This is a genomic window from Embleya sp. NBC_00896 (assembly GCF_045207785.1).
GTDB lineage: Bacteria > Actinomycetota > Actinomycetes > Streptomycetales > Streptomycetaceae > Embleya.
Genome location: NZ_CP108776.1, coordinates 1,302,976 through 1,320,592 on the forward strand (window position 1 = coordinate 1,302,976; position 17,617 = coordinate 1,320,592).

Annotated in this window: 22 protein-coding genes and 1 tRNA gene; 6 read left to right on the plus strand and 17 right to left on the minus strand. The window is 70.5% G+C overall.

What is annotated here, in order from left to right:
- Positions 1-14: 14 nt before the first annotated feature.
- Positions 15-98, plus strand: a tRNA-Leu gene (locus OG928_RS06155).
- 322 nt (positions 99-420) lie between these two features.
- On the opposite strand, the gene OG928_RS06160 is transcribed toward OG928_RS06155, so the two are convergent.
- Complete coding sequence (locus tag OG928_RS06160; protein WP_406280329.1) at positions 421-681, minus strand: hypothetical protein; 261 nt, start codon at positions 679-681, stop codon at positions 421-423.
- A gap of 43 nt (positions 682-724) precedes the next feature.
- On the opposite strand from OG928_RS06160, the gene OG928_RS06165 reads away from it, so the two are divergent.
- From OG928_RS06165 to OG928_RS06175, 3 genes are read left to right on the plus strand one after another with little or no spacing between them, the layout of a single operon-like run.
- On the plus strand, positions 725-1,009 hold the full coding sequence (locus tag OG928_RS06165; RefSeq protein ID WP_406280331.1) for a hypothetical protein: 285 nt from the start codon (positions 725-727) through the stop codon (positions 1,007-1,009).
- A gap of 17 nt (positions 1,010-1,026) precedes the next feature.
- Positions 1,027-1,188, plus strand: a complete 162-nt coding sequence (locus OG928_RS06170) for a hypothetical protein (RefSeq protein ID WP_406280333.1) — start codon at positions 1,027-1,029, stop codon at positions 1,186-1,188.
- Between the two features lie 12 nt (positions 1,189-1,200).
- Positions 1,201-1,806 carry a hypothetical protein gene (locus tag OG928_RS06175; protein WP_406280335.1) on the plus strand — a complete coding sequence of 202 codons (606 nt, stop codon included), beginning with the start codon at positions 1,201-1,203 and terminating at the stop codon, positions 1,804-1,806.
- On the opposite strand, the gene OG928_RS06180 is transcribed toward OG928_RS06175, so the two are convergent.
- Together OG928_RS06180 and OG928_RS06185 are read right to left on the minus strand one after the other, a co-directional pair.
- Complete coding sequence (locus OG928_RS06180) at positions 1,793-2,629, minus strand: alpha/beta hydrolase (RefSeq protein ID WP_406280337.1); 837 nt, start codon at positions 2,627-2,629, stop codon at positions 1,793-1,795. The genes OG928_RS06175 and OG928_RS06180 overlap by 14 nt on opposite strands.
- 54 nt (positions 2,630-2,683) lie before the next feature.
- Positions 2,684-2,854: a DUF397 domain-containing protein gene (locus tag OG928_RS06185; RefSeq protein WP_406290806.1), complete on the minus strand. Its 171-nt coding sequence runs from the start codon at positions 2,852-2,854 to the stop codon at positions 2,684-2,686.
- Positions 2,855-2,973: 119 nt separating this feature from the next.
- On the opposite strand from OG928_RS06185, the gene OG928_RS06190 reads away from it, so the two are divergent.
- Entirely contained in the window at positions 2,974-3,105 is a 132-nt protein-coding gene (locus OG928_RS06190; RefSeq protein ID WP_406280339.1) for a hypothetical protein, read from the plus strand.
- 154 nt (positions 3,106-3,259) lie between these two features.
- On the opposite strand, the gene OG928_RS06195 is transcribed toward OG928_RS06190, so the two are convergent.
- Complete coding sequence (locus OG928_RS06195; protein ID WP_406280341.1) at positions 3,260-3,412, minus strand: ATP-binding protein; 153 nt, start codon at positions 3,410-3,412, stop codon at positions 3,260-3,262.
- A 145-nt stretch (positions 3,413-3,557) separates the two neighbouring features.
- Between OG928_RS06195 and OG928_RS06200 the strand changes: the two genes are divergently transcribed.
- A complete protein-coding gene (locus tag OG928_RS06200; protein WP_406280343.1) occupies positions 3,558-4,091 on the plus strand; it encodes a hypothetical protein in 534 nt (177 codons plus the stop codon).
- Between the two features lie 270 nt (positions 4,092-4,361).
- Here the strand turns inward: OG928_RS06200 and OG928_RS06205 are convergent, their stop codons facing one another.
- The 13 genes from OG928_RS06205 to OG928_RS06265 all read right to left on the minus strand — a co-directional run bounded on the left by OG928_RS06205 (position 4,362) and on the right by OG928_RS06265 (position 17,605).
- Positions 4,362-4,751, minus strand: a complete 390-nt coding sequence (locus tag OG928_RS06205; protein WP_406280345.1) for a hypothetical protein — start codon at positions 4,749-4,751, stop codon at positions 4,362-4,364.
- A 112-nt stretch (positions 4,752-4,863) separates the two neighbouring features.
- Positions 4,864-6,096, minus strand: a complete 1,233-nt coding sequence (locus tag OG928_RS06210) for an NAD-dependent epimerase/dehydratase family protein (RefSeq protein WP_406280347.1) — start codon at positions 6,094-6,096, stop codon at positions 4,864-4,866.
- A 426-nt stretch (positions 6,097-6,522) separates the two neighbouring features.
- Positions 6,523-8,346: a hypothetical protein gene (locus OG928_RS06215; protein ID WP_406280349.1), complete on the minus strand. Its 1,824-nt coding sequence runs from the start codon at positions 8,344-8,346 to the stop codon at positions 6,523-6,525.
- An 80-nt stretch (positions 8,347-8,426) separates the two neighbouring features.
- Complete coding sequence (locus tag OG928_RS06220; RefSeq protein WP_406280351.1) at positions 8,427-9,434, minus strand: CU044_5270 family protein; 1,008 nt, start codon at positions 9,432-9,434, stop codon at positions 8,427-8,429.
- The gene (locus OG928_RS06225; protein ID WP_406280353.1) at positions 9,431-10,048 is read right to left on the minus strand and encodes an RNA polymerase sigma factor; all 618 of its coding nucleotides are present in this window, start codon (positions 10,046-10,048) and stop codon (positions 9,431-9,433) included. Before OG928_RS06225 ends, OG928_RS06220 begins: the two co-directional genes overlap by 4 nt.
- A 186-nt stretch (positions 10,049-10,234) precedes the next feature.
- Positions 10,235-11,257 (minus strand): alpha/beta hydrolase, encoded by a 1,023-nt coding sequence (locus OG928_RS06230; protein ID WP_406280355.1) that lies wholly within the window; start codon positions 11,255-11,257, stop codon positions 10,235-10,237.
- A 207-nt stretch (positions 11,258-11,464) separates the two neighbouring features.
- On the minus strand, positions 11,465-12,202 hold the full coding sequence (locus OG928_RS06235) for an ABC transporter ATP-binding protein (RefSeq protein WP_406280357.1): 738 nt from the start codon (positions 12,200-12,202) through the stop codon (positions 11,465-11,467).
- Positions 12,195-12,950: an ABC transporter ATP-binding protein gene (locus OG928_RS06240; RefSeq protein ID WP_406280359.1), complete on the minus strand. Its 756-nt coding sequence runs from the start codon at positions 12,948-12,950 to the stop codon at positions 12,195-12,197. The genes OG928_RS06235 and OG928_RS06240 overlap by 8 nt, the downstream gene beginning before the upstream one ends.
- Positions 12,947-13,987: a branched-chain amino acid ABC transporter permease gene (locus OG928_RS06245; protein ID WP_406280361.1), complete on the minus strand. Its 1,041-nt coding sequence runs from the start codon at positions 13,985-13,987 to the stop codon at positions 12,947-12,949. Before OG928_RS06245 ends, OG928_RS06240 begins: the two co-directional genes overlap by 4 nt.
- A complete protein-coding gene (locus OG928_RS06250; RefSeq protein ID WP_406280363.1) occupies positions 13,984-14,847 on the minus strand; it encodes a branched-chain amino acid ABC transporter permease in 864 nt (287 codons plus the stop codon). Before OG928_RS06250 ends, OG928_RS06245 begins: the two co-directional genes overlap by 4 nt.
- 40 nt (positions 14,848-14,887) lie before the next feature.
- Positions 14,888-16,156 (minus strand): ABC transporter substrate-binding protein, encoded by a 1,269-nt coding sequence (locus tag OG928_RS06255; RefSeq protein ID WP_406280365.1) that lies wholly within the window; start codon positions 16,154-16,156, stop codon positions 14,888-14,890.
- A 77-nt stretch (positions 16,157-16,233) separates the two neighbouring features.
- The gene (locus tag OG928_RS06260; protein WP_406280367.1) at positions 16,234-17,043 is read right to left on the minus strand and encodes an aspartate/glutamate racemase family protein; all 810 of its coding nucleotides are present in this window, start codon (positions 17,041-17,043) and stop codon (positions 16,234-16,236) included.
- A gap of 82 nt (positions 17,044-17,125) precedes the next feature.
- Positions 17,126-17,605, minus strand: coding sequence for a MarR family winged helix-turn-helix transcriptional regulator (locus OG928_RS06265; RefSeq protein WP_406280369.1), 480 nt, complete (start codon positions 17,603-17,605; stop codon positions 17,126-17,128).
- Positions 17,606-17,617: the final 12 nt, after the last annotated feature.

The following is a 17,617-nucleotide window of genomic DNA, read 5'->3' on the forward strand; positions in this document are numbered from 1 at the left end:
GCGGAGACCACCCAGTCCGGGTGGCGGAATTGGCAGACGCGCTAGCTTGAGGTGCTAGTGCCCGAAAGGGCTTGGGGGTTCAAGTCCCCCCTCGGACACAGACCATAACCCCAACTTGTGCGGGTCGAAGCTTGCTTCGACCCGCACTTGTTGCGTTCCGGGGTCGTACGTGAGTTGTAGGTCAAGGGCGTCGTAGGTGCCTGCCTTGAGCTGTGGTTCCGCCTCGGCGAGTGCGGCCGGAATGTCCCCGATCTCACGCACGAGGGCTTCCACCTCCTCCCTCTCCATGCGTCGACCACCCGTGAGGCTGTGGGTGCGAGCGAGGGCTTGGGCGCGGGTGGCTTGAACCTCTGCGGTCCAGGTCGCAATCAGCTGGGGGTCGGTGCCGGCTTCGAGGGCCGCGCGATAGTGGGTAAGTTTTCAGTCACAGTCGGTGATCACCAGAGCTGCCTCCTTCGCTGCGAGGGATTGGTCGGGGTCGGGCTGTGCGGTGTACATCTGCTCGATGGTGTCGGCGAGGCGCTCGGGGGCGAAGACTTCGGCGAGCCAGGCGTCGAGCGGCTTGATGAGGTCCCACTCGGCGACATAGACGTTGTCCGAATGTTGGACCCGGCCGGCGAGCGCGTACTCCTTGGGGAAGCGGCACCGGTAGTAGAGGAGCCCCTTGCTCTGCTGGCCCAACTGGGGCCCCGCCGCCAAACTCGCAGGGCGTACCTCCGCGGCGATGGCCCTGACGAGCGTCAACGGAACGCTGTACTGCGCCGCCCGCGGCCGCGACACCGACACCGACAACGGCGTCTACGTCGCCCGACTCACCGGCACCACCTGGAGCGGCTTCACCCAGATCCCCGGCTACAAGACCAACCGCGCCCCGGCACTGGCCGCGAAGTCCGGCAGGCTCCCATCGCCGTCGTCGGTCTGGGCGGCGAGATCTGGGTCGGGATCTACGACGGCACCACCTGGTCGTCGACGAACCTCGGCGGCACCACCGACAGCGCCCCGTCCCTGACCAACCGAAACAGCGTCATGTACTGCGCGGTACGCACCCTGGACGGGAAGATCGCCCTCAACTCCTTCAACGGCACCGCCTGGACCGGCTTCGACCAGACGGTCCCCGGCGCGACCACGTCCAGCGTGGTCAGGCGCTTGGTCTTGCGCCAGTTCGGCGACCTGACCCCGGGCGTGTAGCGGGACGTCCTGTTGAAGCAGGCGCAGGCCGCGTGGGACGAACGCAATCCCGAACTGATGCGGGAACTGGCCGAGGCCGTGCTGACGGGGCCGTGGACGTTGCCGTCGTCGGTTCTTGCCGAGGCTGCACTACAGGAAGCCCGCGCGCACGCGATGCTCACCGGCAACCTGGGCGCGGTGGAGCTCCGGCTCGGTAAGGCCCAGGAACTCTTCACGCGCCACGCCGATCAGCGAGCCGACGGCGGCTCGGCCCTGAGTCCGCACTACGCCCCCGCTCTCTTCGGCATGCAGACGGCCATCTGCCTGGCAGAGGCCGGCAAGCCGGGACGAGCCACGGACGGGTATCGCGCCCACCTCACACCGACGGCTTTCTCACAGCGCGACTACGGGTACTTCCTCGCCCTGATGGCCGGCACTCTGGCCGCCGCGGGCGAGCGGACCCAGGCGGTCGAGGCCGGGCATGAAGCGCTCAGCATCGCCGGCGCGACCGATTCTGTCCGGACGTACCGGGAGGTGGTGCGTCTCCTACGTCGCCTGGAGCCGTGGTGCGCGCATGTGAGCATCCGCGAACTGCGCGCGCAAATCGAGGCGAAACCGATCAGCGTCAGCGGTGGGTAGTCACCCACTCGGCGACGGTCGCAGCCACCTGCGCCTGCCAGCGCTGGGTCTGCGGGTCGGCGTACTGGGGGTCGTCGTGTACCGCGAACCCGTGCTGAGCTCCGTCCAGTTCGACGAGTTCGGCCTTCCCGCCGAGCTGTTGAACGTAGCGGCGCGAGCTGTCGACCGGGATAAAGGTGTCGCCGGTGCCGTGGACGAACAGCGTGGGGATGCCGATCGCGCCGAGTTCTTCGTGCGGGCGGAGATGGAAGACCTCGTTCAGGAGCGGGCGCCCGAGGCGGAACGTCGGCGAGTGGGCGACGAAGCAGCGCTCGGTCAGTGCCTGGCCTGCGTCGGCGTCGATGTGGTCGTCGTTCCAGTACGGCTTGTCGGTGACGAAGCGCTTCTTGTAGTCGAGCAGCGGGTTGAACAGGATCAGGCTGCGAAGCGTGCCAGGGTGACGGGCAGCGTAGAGCGCGCTGACGCCGCCGCCGAAGCTTGCACCGATCAGGTGCACCCGGCCACCCGCCGTTTCGTTCACGACGTCGACGGCAGCGCGGATGTCGTTGACGATTCCTGCGAGGGTCAGGTCCTCCTGGCGGCCGGCGCTTTCGCCGTGTCCACGGAAATCGAACCGCAGGGAGGCGAAACCCGCTTCCGCCAGGCCCCCGGCGAGGCGACCGAAGAAGCCGCCCTCCTCACGAGTGACCCCGCCGCCGTGCACCAGCACCACGACGCCCAACGGGTCTCGATCCGGGCGAACCAAGGTGCCCTGGAGACGGAGGCCGTCCAGGCTTCGAAAGGTCACGCGCGGGTCGATGGACGCGATGCCTGATTGAGCCATCGGAAGAACCTCCGCAAACAGAGTTCGGTGCCAAAGGTCGAACTGTGGAAGTGGTCAGCAGGGTGAGCGTACGTGAGAGAGGAACAGGCTCATGGCGGCCGGCGAGAACACGGCATAGCCCAGCTCCGGCGTCTTCGAGTCCCGGATCCGCACGTCCGCAGCCACAAGTGCAATCTGTACGCATTGACCGCCGTTGGCGTTGCTGTGGCTGCTCGTTCGCCACAGCCCGGCGGCAGCTTCTCTGGCGGCGGCCGAGCTCGGGGACGAACCGGTGGTGGGCGGCCAAGGCCGCGGGCGAAGCCATCGCCGCCGCTTCGGCGATCACCGCGTGGTCGATGCGGTCGGTGAGGAGATCGACGATCCAGGTCGCCCGCAGCCTGCGCGCCGACAACCGGGGCAGCCGTGCCTCGGAGCGGGATCGCGCGCAGCAGTTGCTGATCAGGTTCCGCGAGGAGGCCACTTTGCGTCCGGCCTGAAAAGCGGCAAGTGAGCCGCGCGGTCGACGAGTTCCGCGCCAACTGCCCCTCCCCCAAAGCCCGACAGACGAGCAACCGGCCCCGACCCGGCGGATCGAACACGACGGCACCCGCGCCCGTCACGCGAAAGTCCGTTCCGCGCGCGGAGGCGATCTCACCGGGCGCGAGCCCGCAACCCGTGGCCGGCCTGCCAGGCGGCGACCGGGAGGGCAACGGCGATGTGCGCCTTGCCGACCCCTGGCGGGCCGATGAGGGCGAGCGTTTCGCCTATCGCGGGCCCGGATTCGCAGACCGCCACATTGCCCACTTATGCTCCGCGCGCCCACGCGTCCAGGCTGGTTCGGCACCCGGGGTCCTTGGTAGTCTCGCCGAACCTGGACGATGTGCCTGCGGGGAGTGTTGTGAGCAACCAACCGAAATGGGCCTGGTGGGTCGTTGGGATCGTGATTCCCGTGGCGGGGATCCTGGTGTCGATCCAACTGGCCACGGAGTCGGATTCCGACGGCAAGTCGCAGACGACGAACACCGCTGTCCCAGCACCCGCAGCGTCCGGCGGCGCGAACCCGGCGCCCGCGACCGGCCCCACGGCCTCGCAGGCCGCGAGCGGGCCCGCGAAGGTGCTGGCCGGACCGATGAAGATCACGCTCAAGCCGGGGGCCGACTCCATCGACCTGGACAGCCCGTCGCCTGTTCCCCAACCCGGGGAGAAGGGCGCCGACGCGACGGTCGGATTCAACCTCCCGGACCTGACGCTCGGCCCGCTGCATTCCGGCAACGTCGTGGCGATCGCCCCGCCCCAAGGCCCCGGTCCGACCCGTGACGAGTGCAACCAGGCCATCGCCAAACGCGGCACCTACACGAGCGGCGAACTGGCCCAGGACATGCGCGTGTGCCTCCAGACCGAGGAAGGCCACACGGCCTACCTGCGCATCACCAGCGTGCCCACCCGCACCGCGCTCACGTTCGAAGCCACCGTCTGGGAATGACCCGCAACCCGGCGCAACAAGGCCAGGGCGACGGGCGGCGGTCACGACGGCCCGCCAACCCCGCCGCCGCATGCGGCGCCGCACTCCGGGGCGCCTGACGATCGCCTACGACCGGACGAAGACGGTGGCGCGTCGGCACGTCGACCAGCGGCCGGCGGCCACCGCCTTCCGCCGCCGCACACTCACCAAGCAGCAGAGAGCCGATCCACACCCGCCAACGCATCAGAAGCTGTCCGCGCTTATCCGTACGCGGCTGGGGACGTCAGACGTTCAGCTGTACACCGACACCGCATCGACCACGACTGGCTGTTCGTCGCCCTGAAGCTCCGAGCCGTTCTCGACCGGGTTCGTCGGTCGCTGTCGGTGGAGGTAGGCGATCACGCGTCGGGTCGAGGGCGCGCGGACCCGGGCCGCCAGGGCACGGACGTCGCGTTCACGGAACGGGGCGTCGACGCCGAGCCACGACACCAGGGTCCGCACGACGGCGACACCGCCCACGTAGGATTCGCCGCTGGTGACGTTCACCGGCGACAGCGCGACGAACGCCGCGAGCACCGCGCGGGCCTCGGGCGTCGGCGCCGGCAGATCCGCAGGCCCCGGCGACGGGAGGAGGCTCCAGTCGCGATCCACCGTGAACAACGTCCGCTGAACCGAGTCCACCAAGTGCTCCGACACCGGTCGATCGCGTGATGTCCGGCGACGGGCGGTACGCTCCCGCGTCGCCGGACCGGACTGGTCGTGCGGGGCGAAACCCAGGACACGGCGGAGGTGCTCAGTCGATGGGCCATGGCGCCGGCGAACGTGAGTTGGGTGTGCGGGCCGGATCGCGGACCGTACTCGCGCACGTACACCAGACAGCGCCCGAATCCGCGGCGAAAACGGCATCCGTTGGGGCGGACGCCGTACTCCAGCCGTAGATGTGATCCAAGGCGTCGATCTCGTCCCAGCCCGACAGCCGCTTGCCGTACGCGGTCGTCCACACCGGGTGCTGCTTGCGGAAGTTGCTCATGAACACGTCGACGAGCTCGTTCTGCTGCGCGTACTGGACGCCCGCCACGAAGCGGACGATGGCCTCGACGTCGGCCTGCTGCCCGTCCGCCGCACCGAGCACCTCGAAGCCGTTCGTGTCCACCTGCAGGTACGAGAGTTCGCGTACGTCGGCGACCGCTCCCGCGCGCTGCGGCAGCCAACCGAGGCTTTCGCGCGCCGCGTCCCCGCCAACGGTCTGGTCGAGGGCGAGCGCGTCGGCGAACGGTGCGCCGAGCTCCGCGCGGGCGTCCTCCAGGGGCCACGACTGCGGCTCGCCGTCGACCCCGGCCGCCGCTCCGGCCGCCGCCGCGAGATCACGTACCAGGACCGCGGATTCGGCAACACCGTGCCACAGGCTGCCGGCGGGCGCCTTCTCGACGGTGGCGACGAACAGGTCGGCCAGGTCGTCGACGTGCACCATCGGCCAGTGCACGGCCTCCTCGCCGACGTACGTCGGAGTCCCGTGCTTGCGAGCGAGGTCGACGAGCAGCGCGGGTATGCCGCCGCCGTTTCCGTGCACGATGCCGGGGCGGATCACCGTTGCCCGCACGCCGTCGTCGGCCGTGTCGAGCACCTGGCGCTCGATTGCCGGGCGGTATCCGACGATCGGCAGCGGGTTGACCGGGGCGTTCTCGTCGGCGGTGTCCGGGCCGGTGGCGCCGAGGACCCATACGCCGCTCGCGTACACGAACGCGCGCCCGGTGCCGCGCAGCGGGTCGGTGAGCGCGGTGACCGCCGCGGCGTCTACCGCGGCGTCGCCGGTCGGGGGTGCGAGGTTGACGACGGCGTCGATGTCGGAGGTGACTGCGCGGGTGAGTGAGGCGGGGTCGGCCAGGTCTCCGACGCGCTGCTCGTGTCCGGCGTCCGGGCGGTCGGCGGCACGTACCAGCGCGACCACCTGGTGACCGGCGTCGGCCAGGTGCGCGGAGACGGCGGAGCCGATGTAGCCGGAGGCGCCGATGAGAAGGACCTTCACGGGGATCACCCTTTCGTGGAAGCCGAGCGCTGCGGTTGAGCGCCGGTCGAAAATTTCGATGTCGAAACAGGACACCACTCGGCGAACGAGGAACGCCTCCTCGGCGGCCTGGCCCCCACCGAGCGCAAACAACTCGTGCGGCTCCTCCGCACCCTGCTGATCTCCCTCGGCGACCGACCGCAGACACCGACGACGGACTGAGGCGACCCGCGCCTGGGTGGCGGGGCATCCGACGCTCGGAGCGGCACCGAGGCGGCCGGCATGTCCGGCTGAGGCACCGGGGACCGAGGGGGGTCGACATGCTCGACCCCCCTCGCGTGTACTCGTACGATCACCGCGTCCACGAACCGCAACCCGACCGGCTCGGCCACCCGCGCCACAACAGACCTCGACAGGCCGCGCGCCCGGGTGGCGGCAGGGGTGTGCTCAGCGGGCGCAGAACTTGCGTTCGGCGGCCTTCGGGTCGGGCGGGATGGTCAGGGCGGCGCGGTCGAAGGATCCGGTGAGGTTGCGCAGGAAGCGGCCGGGCGACATGGGTTCGGTGGTCGACCGGAGCAGTTCCCTCAAGTCGCCGCAGTCCAGCGCCGCGCGGGCCGCACGGATGTCCTCGATCGGGACCACGTGGGCGGGGATCCTGGCCCACGCGGCGGGGTCGACGTAGAGGGCGATGTTCCAGGCGAGCGGGAGGAGTTTCTCGTGGCCGGCGGCGATGTGTCCGGTGGGTTCGATGTGTGCGCCCACCGTGTTGGCGAGACCCCACACGTCGACCACGACGCCGCCCAGCGGAGTGACCACGCCGCCGACGCCGAGGCGACCCATGATCAGCCCCTGCGCCGCCGGCAGATCGGCGCGCAGCGGCAGGGGCGGCAGCGCGGCGGCGTCGGCGAGGTAGTTGCCGTCCAGCACCAGCACGTGCCTGCCGTCGGCGTCGATCCGAAGCAGTTCCGCACGCAGTCCCGGCAGCGTCTCGCTGTGTGCGTGCGAGGTGGTGGGGTTCGGGGTGCGGGTCCAATTCACGTACACCATACGTTCGTTCCAGGTCTGGTACACCCCGGCTCGAGGTCCCGGTGTGGTGATCAGACCGGAGCGCAGCGAGAAGCCGCACCACGTGGCCCAGACCGGGACCAGGACGACCAGGGCCAACACGCGCCGGTCGACGGGAACCAGCAGGATCGGGAGCAGGCCCAGCATCAGCACCGGCAACCACATCCGCCCGTGCATGAAGTCCCCGCCGACTCGGAGCACGTACCCGCACTGGACTGCCGCCGCCACGGCCGGCGCCGAGCCGAGGAGCCACGTGCGCCGGTTGCGCGGGCCGCGCCGGATCAGGAGCGCCGCGACGATGAGTACCACCAGCAGGGTCGGGATCCACAGCCGGTAGGGGGCGGCGAAGTCGACGAGGTAGTCGAAGCCGCGCCCCCAGAGCTGCCGATTCGCACTCTTGGTGACGGCCGGCATCGGGTAGGGCAGGCCGTAGTAGCCCATCCGGAAGACCTGATACGCCCCGGGCAGTGCCCCGGCGCACAGGAACACCGCGAGAGCGGCCCGCCGGCGCAATCGGGACGCCATCACCATGGCGACCAGGAACACGATCGAGGTCGCCGCCAGTTCCGGGCGGATCAGCGGACCGAGTCCGAACATCGCCGCGATCCCCAGGCGATGTGCGGTCGTCACGGAGTGCTCCCCGCACGTCACGAGCAGCCGCCAGGACAGCCCGATCCAGCCCACCATCAGCCCGGTTTCCAGCCCCGACGTCGCGAAGTCCCATACCGGGGGCAGCGCGACGAACACCAGCGCGCCGGCCGGGACCAGGAACCGTCCGGTCTCGGCCCGCAGGAACCGGCGGGTGCCCGCCAGGGCCAGCCACGTACCGGCGATCGACAGCACGAGCCCGGCGTACACGGCGGTTCGGGCCGGGTCGCCCGGCGTGAGGAGGTCCAGCAGGGCCAGCAGCCACTGCCACAGCGTGCCCGTCGAGGTCTCCACCCGCTCACCGGGGCTGTACACGGGACCGTTGCCGGCCAGGATCTCCCGGGCCGCGCGTATGTAGATCAGCCCGTCGTCGGTGATCCATCGGCGGTGCCATCCCATGACGGCGAGTACGAGCACCGGCAGGGCGATGGCGAAATGGTCCAGGACCCGGATTCGGCGCCCGCTGTGCGGGAGCGGGTCCTCGCGCGCGGGTTCGGTCGGTGCGATGGGGCCCCGGGCGGTGTCGGACGTGTGGATGGGCGTGGTGGCGCGGGTCATGTCGTCCCTGCGTTCCGGTGCGGTGGATGGGCGGCCGGCGGGTCGGGGTCGCGCCTGCCGAGGGATGGGGGCGATGCCGGTCACGACCGCCGGTTCGAAGTGGTCGAAAGTGCGGGCGAGACGGCGATCCCGGTCACGGGGTCGCCGGGCATGGTGTCGACTATGTCGCGCTCGAGCACGGTCGATTGCCACATCACGGTCCCGATCGGGTGATTTTCGACGGGGGTTGTGAGGACGGCTCGCGAGCCCAGGAAGATCCGGCTGTCCCGGTCGAAGACCAATTCCAGGCGCCTGCTGCCGACCGGATCGGTACGGGTCAGCGCGATGCCGTGTCTGCCGCGTCCGTCCACGGCATCGGCGAGGGCCACCACGCCCGGTATACGGGCCGCCACCTCGTACAGCGCCTCGGCGATTCCCGGTGGGAGCGGACCCCGGGTGAGGATGTTCTCGATGTCGCCGAGGACGGACTGATCCGAATCGACATTGCCGCCGGCCGGCCAGGTGTCGCTTCGGCGAAGCGCCGCCGACACCGCGTCCGGGGTGGCGGGCAGCGCGGCCAACTCCGCGTAGTTCCAGCGCATCGGCGGATCGTTGACCACCAACCCGGAGACGGGGGCCCCGGGTTCGTCCAGGACCCACCGACGGCCGTCCTGGGAGAACCACTCCTTGCGCGAATGCGCCGGAATCTCGACCGGGACCCCGTCGACCCGGGACCACGAGGACTGTTCGAGCTCGACGTGCAGGACCTGCCCGGGTCGTGGGACCGCCGGTGTGCCGGGCCCGTCGATCGCGGCGGCGGTGTGCCCGGGTCGCGCGGTCGTGCGGTCCGGTGTTCCGATCAGGAGCACGACGGCCGCCACGGCGCCGACCGCGACCATCGCGCCGATCGGCGCCACGAGCCGCTGGGCGCGTCGCCGTGGTCGGGCCGCGCGCGCGGTGCCGGCGGTGATCTCGCCCATCAGGTGTTCTTCGAGTAGCCGTTCCCGGGTGGGGGTCGGCCGGGCGTCCCGGCTCAGGGTGCGCTCGGTCGGGTCGTTACCCGGTCGGGCGCGGCCGGGCGAGGTGGGCGCGGAGCGGTTCTGCTTCATCGGGTCGGCTCCACCAGGATCGTCGGAACGGGCGCGGGATGTACGGCGATGGCGGCGCGGGGGACGAACGGGGCGCGCATGGACCGCAGTTCCTCCTCGGCCAGGACGCGCAACCGGACCCGGGCCCGGGACAGGCGCGAGCGTACGGTCCCCACCGGCAGGTCCAACGCGTGCGCGGCCTCGGCGTACGTCAGCTCCGAACACACGCACAACAGGAAGATCTCGCGATCGGTGCGCCGGAGCCGGCTCAGCGCGGCGCGGGCGGCGGCCAGGCGTTCGCCGTCGTCGATGCGGGTGACGACCGCGTCGGCGATGTCGGGAACGTCGTCGCGTGCGGGGGATCTTGCCATCGCGTGTCGATGTCTTCGCGCGGCCCGACTGCGATTGCGCAGCACGTTGATCGCGATGCCCATCAGCCACGGCAGCGGTGTCTCGCCCTCGTCCCGCAGCCGCTCACGCAGCCGCCACGCCTCCAGGAACGTGAGCGAGACGATGTCCTCGGACGCCGCCCAGTCGCCGGTGACGCGGTAGGCGTGCGCGTACACCACGTTGTGGTGGGCCTGGTACAACGCGCGAAAGGCGACCGGGTCGCCGGCACGGATTGCCCCGTGCATCGAATGGTTCACATACCGAGTTGTCCGCGCGGAGGGTCGGGTTCCCGTGATCCGGATCACGGTACACGTCCGCCGCCCGCATCACCCGGGCGTTCCGGTGGTCATCGCGTTCTGCCGAGGGCGCCGACCTGGCACCGGGTGCTGCGGTGCCGACGGGTCGGGTCGGCACCGCAGCTTGGGGGGCGGCTATTCGGTGCGGGCGCCGATCGCGGACATCAGCATCGGGAACGAATCGACCAGGCCGCGTTCGAAGTATGGCCATGTGTGGGTGCCGGGGCCGGAGACGGCGGTGAGGTCGAGGTGCAGACGGCGGGCCCGGTCGGCGAAGAGTTCGGACATGCGGCCGCAGAGCCGTTCGGTGTTGTCGGTCTCGGCGCCGACCGGGTCGAGGGGGCCCGGCGCGCCCGTACCCCACGAGGCATAGAGGCGCACGCCCCGCAGCCGCCACGCCAGGTCGTACGGGTTGAACGCGGCCCACAGGTGGCGCTGTTCGACCGGGTCACCCCAGATCGCGGTCGGGTCCGCACCCGAGTAGCCGATGAACATGGAGATGACGCCGGGGCCGGACAGGTCGCCGTTCACCATCGCGGTGTGCAGGACTCCGCTGAAGGAGGCCGCCGCGCGGAACATGCCCGGGTTGCGGGCCGCGTACGTGAACGCGCCCTGGCCGCCCATCGACAGGCCCGCGGCGGCGCGTACGTGACCCGCGCGGTAGTCGCTTTCGATGATGTCCTTCAGCTCGTGGGTGTGGAACGTCTCCCACGCCGGGGCGCCCCACGCGCCGTGGTTCCACCAGTTCGAGTAGTAGCCGGTCGCGCCGCCCTCGGGCATCACCACCAACACGCCCTTCTTGTCCGCGAGTTGGCGGATCTGCTGGTGCTTGGTCCAGGTCGTGTGGTCGCCGAAGGCGCCGTGCAGGAGGTAGAGGACCGGCCAGGTGCGACGGGTGCTGCGGTCCCAGCGCGGCGGGAGCATGAGGCGGACCTTCGCGGTCCGGCCGAGTGCGGGGGAGTCGATGGTCAGGTCGAGGAGCCGTTCGTCGATGCGCTCCTCGGCGACCACACGGGCGCGCGGACGGCGCTCCTCAGGCGCAGGTACGAACGGGGGCGCGGTCGATGCGGCGAACGCCTGGCCGGGCAGCAGGGCCGCAGCGGGTACTGCGGCTGTTGCGGCTGTTGCCGCCAGGATGCTTCTTCGGGACAGGGGCATGTGCGTGCGTCTCTCAGGTGGCTCGTGGGACAAGGGACTCGCGGTTCCTGGTCGTTGCCGGCCGCGAGCGGCCGGATACCCGTGGGTTGCACGTTCCCCAGGGTCGTCACCGGTACGTTGGAGCGCAGGTGGCCGGCACGGGCGGCCCGCGCGGGAGGGATGCGGCGCCCGGCATCCGGGCTCGGGCGCCGCATCGGTCTGTGGGCCTCATGCCGCGGGCGCGGCGACCCCGCCCACCGCAAGGAGCTCGCGCAGGGTCGCGGCGTCGGTACGCAGCTGCTCCGGCGCGTCGGTCGTGTGGACGACGCGGCCGCGTCCGATGACCACGGCCCGGTCCACCCGGCGTAGTGCGAAGTCGACCTTCTGCTCGACCAGGATCGCCGCGGTGCCGCGACGGCGCAGTTCGTCGATCACCTCGCCGACCTTGGCGACCGTCTGCGGGTCCAGGCCCTCGGTCGGCTCATCGAGCAGTACGAGGTGCCCGTTGCCGACCAGGGCCCGGCCGAGCGCGAGCATCTGCTGCTGGCCTCCGGAGAGCAGTCCTGCGGAGAGCCCCCAGCGCTCCCCGAGGACCGGGAAGCGCTCGACCACCTCCTCGGTGGTCCACGGCTGCGCGCCCGTGCCGCGCCGGGCCGCGACTTTGAGGTTCTCCTTGACCGTGAGCGAGGGGAACACCCGGTGCCCCTGCGGCACCAGGGCCATCCCGGCACGGGATATCCGCTCGGCGGGCCGGCCCTCGATACCGCGGCCGCGGAATCGGATCGTCCCCTTGCGCGGCCTCAGCAGCCCCGAGATCGTGTGGATCAAGGTGGTCTTGCCCATGCCGTTGCGGCCGAGCACGCCGAGGACCTCGCCCTCGGCGACGCTCAGCGCGATCCCCTGGAGGACATGGCTCTGCCCGTAGTAGGTGTGCACATCATCAAGTTCGAGCATCGATTCAGGCATCGGCCGCCTCCCCGAGGTACGCCTCGAGCACACGCTGGTTGGTGGACACTTCGTCCGGTGTGCCGTCGGCGATGATCCGGCCCTGTTGCAGCACGCTGACCCGGTCGGACAGGGAGAAGGCGATCTCCATGTCGTGCTCGATCATCACGATGGTGATCGAGCGCGGCAGTGCCGCGACCAGTGCGGTCAGGCGTCCGGCGTCGGCCGGTGACAGACCCGCGGTCGGCTCGTCCAGGAGCAGCACCTTGGGGCTCCGGCACATCGCGAGGGCGATCTCCAGGACGCGCTGTTGGCCGTACGCCAGTTCGCGGACCGGGCGGTCCGCCATCTTGTCCAGGTCCCATTCGGCGAGCACCTCGAGTGCGCGCTCGCCCAGCCTGTCCACCGAAGCGAGCGGACGCCAGAAGACGCGTTGTGCGCGCGACTGCGCCGCCAGGGTCAGTTCGACGTTCTGACGCACGCTCAACTCATCGAGCAGGTCGGTGAGTTGGAACGTCCGGGCGAGGCCGAGTCGGGCCCGCCGGTGGGCGGGCATCCGGGTCACGTCGTGACCCAGCAGGGAGACCTTGCCCCCGGTGGGACGCAGCTGCCCGGCGAGCAGGTTGAACAGGGTCGACTTGCCCGCGCCGTTCGGACCGATCAGGGCCCGGCGTTCCCCGACCGGCACGGCGAGCGTGACGTCGTCGTTCGCCTTGAACGCCCCGAACTGCACGGTCAGATGGGAAGCCGCGATCGCGTGGTCGCTCATGCGTTCACCTCCACAGGTGCCGTGGCGGAAACACCCGGGCCGGGATCGGGACTTCGTCGGTTCCGCAGCGACTCGGCCCGCCGCACCGCCCACCCCGCGCGACCGAGCACACCGTCGGCGAGGAAGAGCGCGGTGACGATGTAGACGATGCCGAGCACCGTGGTCCACCGGTCGGTGTACGTGCTGACCCACACTTCGAGCCCGGTCACCATGACCGCCCCGAGGAACGGCCCGAGGAAGTGCCGCGCGCCGCCGAGGATCGCGAACACCAGGACGTCGGCGCTGATCTGCCAGGAGAGGTTCGCCGTGGACACCGACCCCTGCAGGTAGACCTCCAGGACGCCCGCGACGGCCGCGAACGCGCCGGAGACGGTGAAGGCGATCGTGCGCAGCACGCCCGGCCGGTAGCCGGTCGCGCTCATCCGCGCTTCGCTCTCGCGTACGCCGACCACCGTCATGCCCAGCGGCGAGCGCTGGTACATCCACAGCAGCGCGACACACACCGCGACCACGATGAGGGTCAGCTGGTAGTAGCCGTCCCCCTCGCGTACGGCGGACGGCAGCCCGTCGCGCGGGATGTTCGGGATGCCGTTGTCGCCGCCGGTCCATTCGGTCTGGTAGAAGACCAGGCCGAACAGCGCCTGCGCCAGCGCCAGGGTGAGCAGCAGAAGGTAGATGCCGCGGACCCGCAGACACGCGATACCGAACACCGCGCCCGCGACCGCGCCGAGGATGACCGCCGCGGCCAGCACGACCAGCGGCGACCAGTCCCACCGGGTGACCCCGATACCGACCGCGTAGCCGCCGATTCCGAAGAACGCCGCGTGGCCGAGCGAGGACATCCCGCCGAAGCCGAACACCGCGTTGTACGCGGTGGCCAGGAGGCCCAGGAGCAGCATCCGGGTCGCGACGAACGTGTAGAAGGAGTCGGTGAAGGAGGGGACGAGGACCAGGAGCAGGGCCGCGACGGCGAGGCCGCCCACGACCACGATCCGTTGCCCCGTTCCCCGGCCCGCCGAAGCTGTACGCGGCGTCATCGCAGCACCGCCTTGCCGAACAGGCCGCGCGGACGCACCGCGAGCAGGGCCGCGACCGAGGCGTACAGGGTGAACAGCGCCCATTCGGGGAACCACACCTTGCCGTACTGGTCGATGAGCCCCACCGCGAACGCCGCGGTGAGCGCTCCTCCGATCGACCCCAGGCCGCCGACGACCACGACAATGAGCGCCAGGAGCAGCACCTCGAATCCGCTGTCGGGGGAGAGCGAGGTGAACGCCCCGCCCCACACCCCCGCGAACGCGGCCAGACCCGTCCCGAAGCCGAACACGAGCAGGAAGATCAGCGGTACCCGGATACCGACCGCGCGGGCGATCTCCTCGTCGTCCACGGCCGCGCGCACCTTGGCCCCGGTGGGCGTGAAGCGCAGCAGCGCACCGGCGAAGGCGGCGAGCAGCAGGGCGACGCCGATCATCGCGAGCCGGAACTTGGGAAAGACCCAGTCCCCGATCGTCACCGGGCCTTCGAGCCCCGGCGGGGTCTGCGGAGCGACCGGGTCGCCGCCGTAGTTGGCGAGGATCTGGTCGCCGATGATGTACGCGACCCCCAGGGTCAGCACGATCTGGGGGAGTTCGCGCCCGGCGAGCCGGTGCAGGAACAACCGCTGGACGACCATGCCCGCCGCGGCCGCCGCCAGGACCCCGAGCAGCAGGGCGAGCCAGTAGTCGGTGCCGTTGGACGCGAGGTCGTAGGCCAGGTAGCCGCCGAGCAGGTAGAACGCCCCGTGCGCGAGGTTGACGGTGCGCAGCAGCCCGAAGGTGATGGTCAGGCCGCTGGCGACGAGGAAGAGCAGGGAGCCGTACGCCAGTCCGTTGACGCTGTGGGTGAGCCAGGTCAGCACGCGCCGCCCCTCACTTCGCGTCCTCTGCGGGTGCGGCGCCTCACTTGGCCCACGTGCCCTTGAGCTTGTCGTACCCGGGGAAGGCGAGGTACGCCTGCGGGTCGTACGTGAAGAACTGGTTGACGTTGGGCACCGTGGTGACGATGCCGTTGACGCGCTTGCCGTCCTTGTTCTCGACCTTGCGGATGTAGACGGGGTAGACCGCCTGTCCGTACGCGTCGAACGAGACCGGGCCGCGCGGGGCGTCGATCTTGACCTTGGCCAGGGCCGCCCGGATCTTCTCGGGGGTCGGTTCCTTGTCGATCTGCGCGAGTGCCGCCTCGAGCGCCATGCCGGCCGCCCAGCCGTCCTCGGCGTACTGGTTGGAGCTCTTGCCGTCGTGCGCGTCGCCGAACGCCTTGACCAGTTCCTTGTTTTGGGCGCTGTCGATCTGCGGCGTGTAGTGCAGTGAGGAGACCACCCCTTCGGCGGTGGCGCCCTCGATGGGCAGGATGGTCTCGTCGACCATCGAGCCGTGCGCGATGACCGGCAGCTTCACGCCGAAGTCGCGGTACGCCTTGAGCAGGCGGACGCCGTCCTGGCCGGGTGCGACGACGTACACGGCGTCGGCGTCCTTGCCGACCTGGTTGACGTACGGTCCCCAGTCCTGGGTGCCGAGCGGTGCGTAGATCTCCCGGACGACCTGGCAGCCCGCCTCCTCATAGGTGCGCGCGAAGCCGCCGCCCGCCTCCCACCCGAAGGAGTAGTCCAGGCCGAGGATGACGGCCTTCTTGTAGCCGAGGTCCTTGCACGCGTACGGGCCGAGCGGCATCGAGTCCTGCGAACTGGTGTAGGACAGCCGGAAGGTGTTCCCGTTCTGCTTGCGGGTCAGGCCGTCCGCACCCGCGACGGTGATCAGCAGCGGGACGTTGGACTGCTCCAGGTACGGCGCCACCGCGTACGCGATCGCGGAGTTGACCAGGCCGACGACGACCTGCGCCTTGTCCTGCTCGACGAGCTGGCGGGCCTTGGTGGTGCCCTGTGCGGCGTCGGTGCCCTCGTCCGCCTTGGTGACATTGATGCCGTAGCCGGACAGCACATTGCCCTTGGACTTCAGGTACAGCTCGAAGCCGGCGTTGACGTCGTTGCCCAGCGCGGCGAACGGGCCGGTCACCGGGTTGAGCAGGCCGACGTTGACGGTGCCCTTGTCGCCGCTGGTCCCGGCGTTCCGCTCCGGCGCGCCCTTGGCGGAGGGGTCCCTTCCACCACACGCGGTGAGGGCGAGAAGTGCGGCCGACGCGACCGCGGCGACCTTGATCGTTGATCTCATGGTGCTCCCCAGGGATGAGTCGGTACAACGACCGGCGCTCTGCGCCGGTCGCTTGCTTGGTCGGTGTGGCGGTGGGATCAGCCGGTGGGTGAGGTCGCCGGGTCGGTGAGGCCGCCGAGCAGTGCGCCTGCTCCGGGCACGATGGGGGGCAGGCCGAGCTCCTGCAGGATGCGGTACGCGGTGGCGGTCGCCGCCGACAGCACGGGCAGGCCCGCCTCGTCCTCGACCGGCTGGATCGCGGCGAGGGACGGCATCTGCACGCAGGCCGACAGCACGAGCGCTTCGGCGCGCGAGACGTCGAGCCTGCGCCAGTGCTCGCGCAGGTCCTGCGGGTTCAGGCGGGCGACGGCGAGGTTGTCGGGTACCTCGAGGCTGAGGGCGTCGACCACCTCGATACCGGCGTCCTCCAGGTACCGCACGACCTTCTCGGTGAGCGGCTTGAGGTAGGGCGTGATGATCGCCACGCGCTTGGCGCCGAGCGCCTCGATGCCGCTGATCAGCGCGCCCGCGCTGGAGACGACGGGGGCCGTGGCGCCCTCGTTGCGCAGCGCCTCCGTGATCTCGGCTTCCGCCGTGCAGTGGTAGCGGGGGCCCTGCGCCATGATCGCCACGAGGCAGGCGGTGGCGACGACATCGGGGCGGGCGTCGGCGAGTTCGGAGGCCGCCCGCTCGGTCTGGGCGTTCATCCGCAGCAGTTCTTCGGGTGTGACGTGCTTCATCCGCATGCGGCTGCTGTGGAAGACGAACCGGTCGCCGGGCAGCGCGGCTTCGCGGGCACGCAGGAGACGCGGGAGTTCGGTCTCCATCGTCAGGTTGGAGCTGGGGACGATCAGCCCGATGTGGTGGTCGGTGTGCTGTTCGGGCTGATCCGGGTACTGGGCTGTCACAGGTGCTCCACGGGTACGGGTGGGTGAATCGGTGCGGTGGTGCGTCGCCGACCCGCGGTGCCCGTCCGTGGAGACGGGCCGGTCACGGGCCTTCGGTCAGTCCCTCCCAGTGCGCGGAGAGGGAGTTCAGCAGGTCGAGGAGGCGGGCACGCTCGGCCTGGTCGTACGGCGCGAGCAGCTTTTCGTCGAGCGCGCGCGCCCGGACGTTGCTCTCGTGGAGGGTCTTTTCGCCCTCCTCGGTCAGGAAAAGGAGCTTGCGGCGGCCGTCGCCTGCCGCGGTCCGGCGGACGATCAGGCCCTTGGTCTCGAGTCGTCGGGCCACATCCGCCATGGTCGAGGTGTCCAGGGCCACCGCCGAGGCGAACGAGCTCTGGTCCTGCCCGGGATTGGCGTGTACGGCGGTGAGCACCGCGTACTGCGGACCGGTGAGGACCGGGTCGACCGTGCGTACCCACGCTGCGACATATGCCTGGTGCAGGCGACGGATCTGGTACCCGGGAGCGGATGTCAGTGCTGCGGGGGCGGCCTGGGCGGCCCGCGGGGATGTGGTCTTCTCTGGCATAGGCACATTTGA

Excerpts from the sequence above, each read along its gene's own strand:
- OG928_RS06240 (WP_406280359.1), bottom strand. The coding sequence starts at position 12,950 with ATGAGCGACCACGCGATCGCGGCTTCCCATCTGACCGTGCAGTTCGGG.
- OG928_RS06165 (WP_406280331.1), top strand. The coding sequence starts at position 725 with ATGGCCCTGACGAGCGTCAACGGAACGCTGTACTGCGCCGCCCGCGGC.
- OG928_RS06220 (WP_406280351.1), bottom strand. The coding sequence starts at position 9,434 with ATGAAGCAGAACCGCTCCGCGCCCACCTCGCCCGGCCGCGCCCGACCG.
- OG928_RS06170 (WP_406280333.1), top strand. The coding sequence starts at position 1,027 with ATGTACTGCGCGGTACGCACCCTGGACGGGAAGATCGCCCTCAACTCC.
- OG928_RS06255 (WP_406280365.1), bottom strand. The coding sequence starts at position 16,156 with ATGAGATCAACGATCAAGGTCGCCGCGGTCGCGTCGGCCGCACTTCTC.
- OG928_RS06230 (WP_406280355.1), bottom strand. The coding sequence starts at position 11,257 with ATGCCCCTGTCCCGAAGAAGCATCCTGGCGGCAACAGCCGCAACAGCC.
- OG928_RS06180 (WP_406280337.1), bottom strand. The coding sequence starts at position 2,629 with ATGGCTCAATCAGGCATCGCGTCCATCGACCCGCGCGTGACCTTTCGA.
- OG928_RS06235 (WP_406280357.1), bottom strand. The coding sequence starts at position 12,202 with ATGCCTGAATCGATGCTCGAACTTGATGATGTGCACACCTACTACGGG.
- OG928_RS06265 (WP_406280369.1), bottom strand. The coding sequence starts at position 17,605 with ATGCCAGAGAAGACCACATCCCCGCGGGCCGCCCAGGCCGCCCCCGCA.
- OG928_RS06215 (WP_406280349.1), bottom strand. The coding sequence starts at position 8,346 with ATGACCCGCGCCACCACGCCCATCCACACGTCCGACACCGCCCGGGGC.
- OG928_RS06225 (WP_406280353.1), bottom strand. The coding sequence starts at position 10,048 with ATGCACGGGGCAATCCGTGCCGGCGACCCGGTCGCCTTTCGCGCGTTG.
- OG928_RS06245 (WP_406280361.1), bottom strand. The coding sequence starts at position 13,987 with ATGACGCCGCGTACAGCTTCGGCGGGCCGGGGAACGGGGCAACGGATC.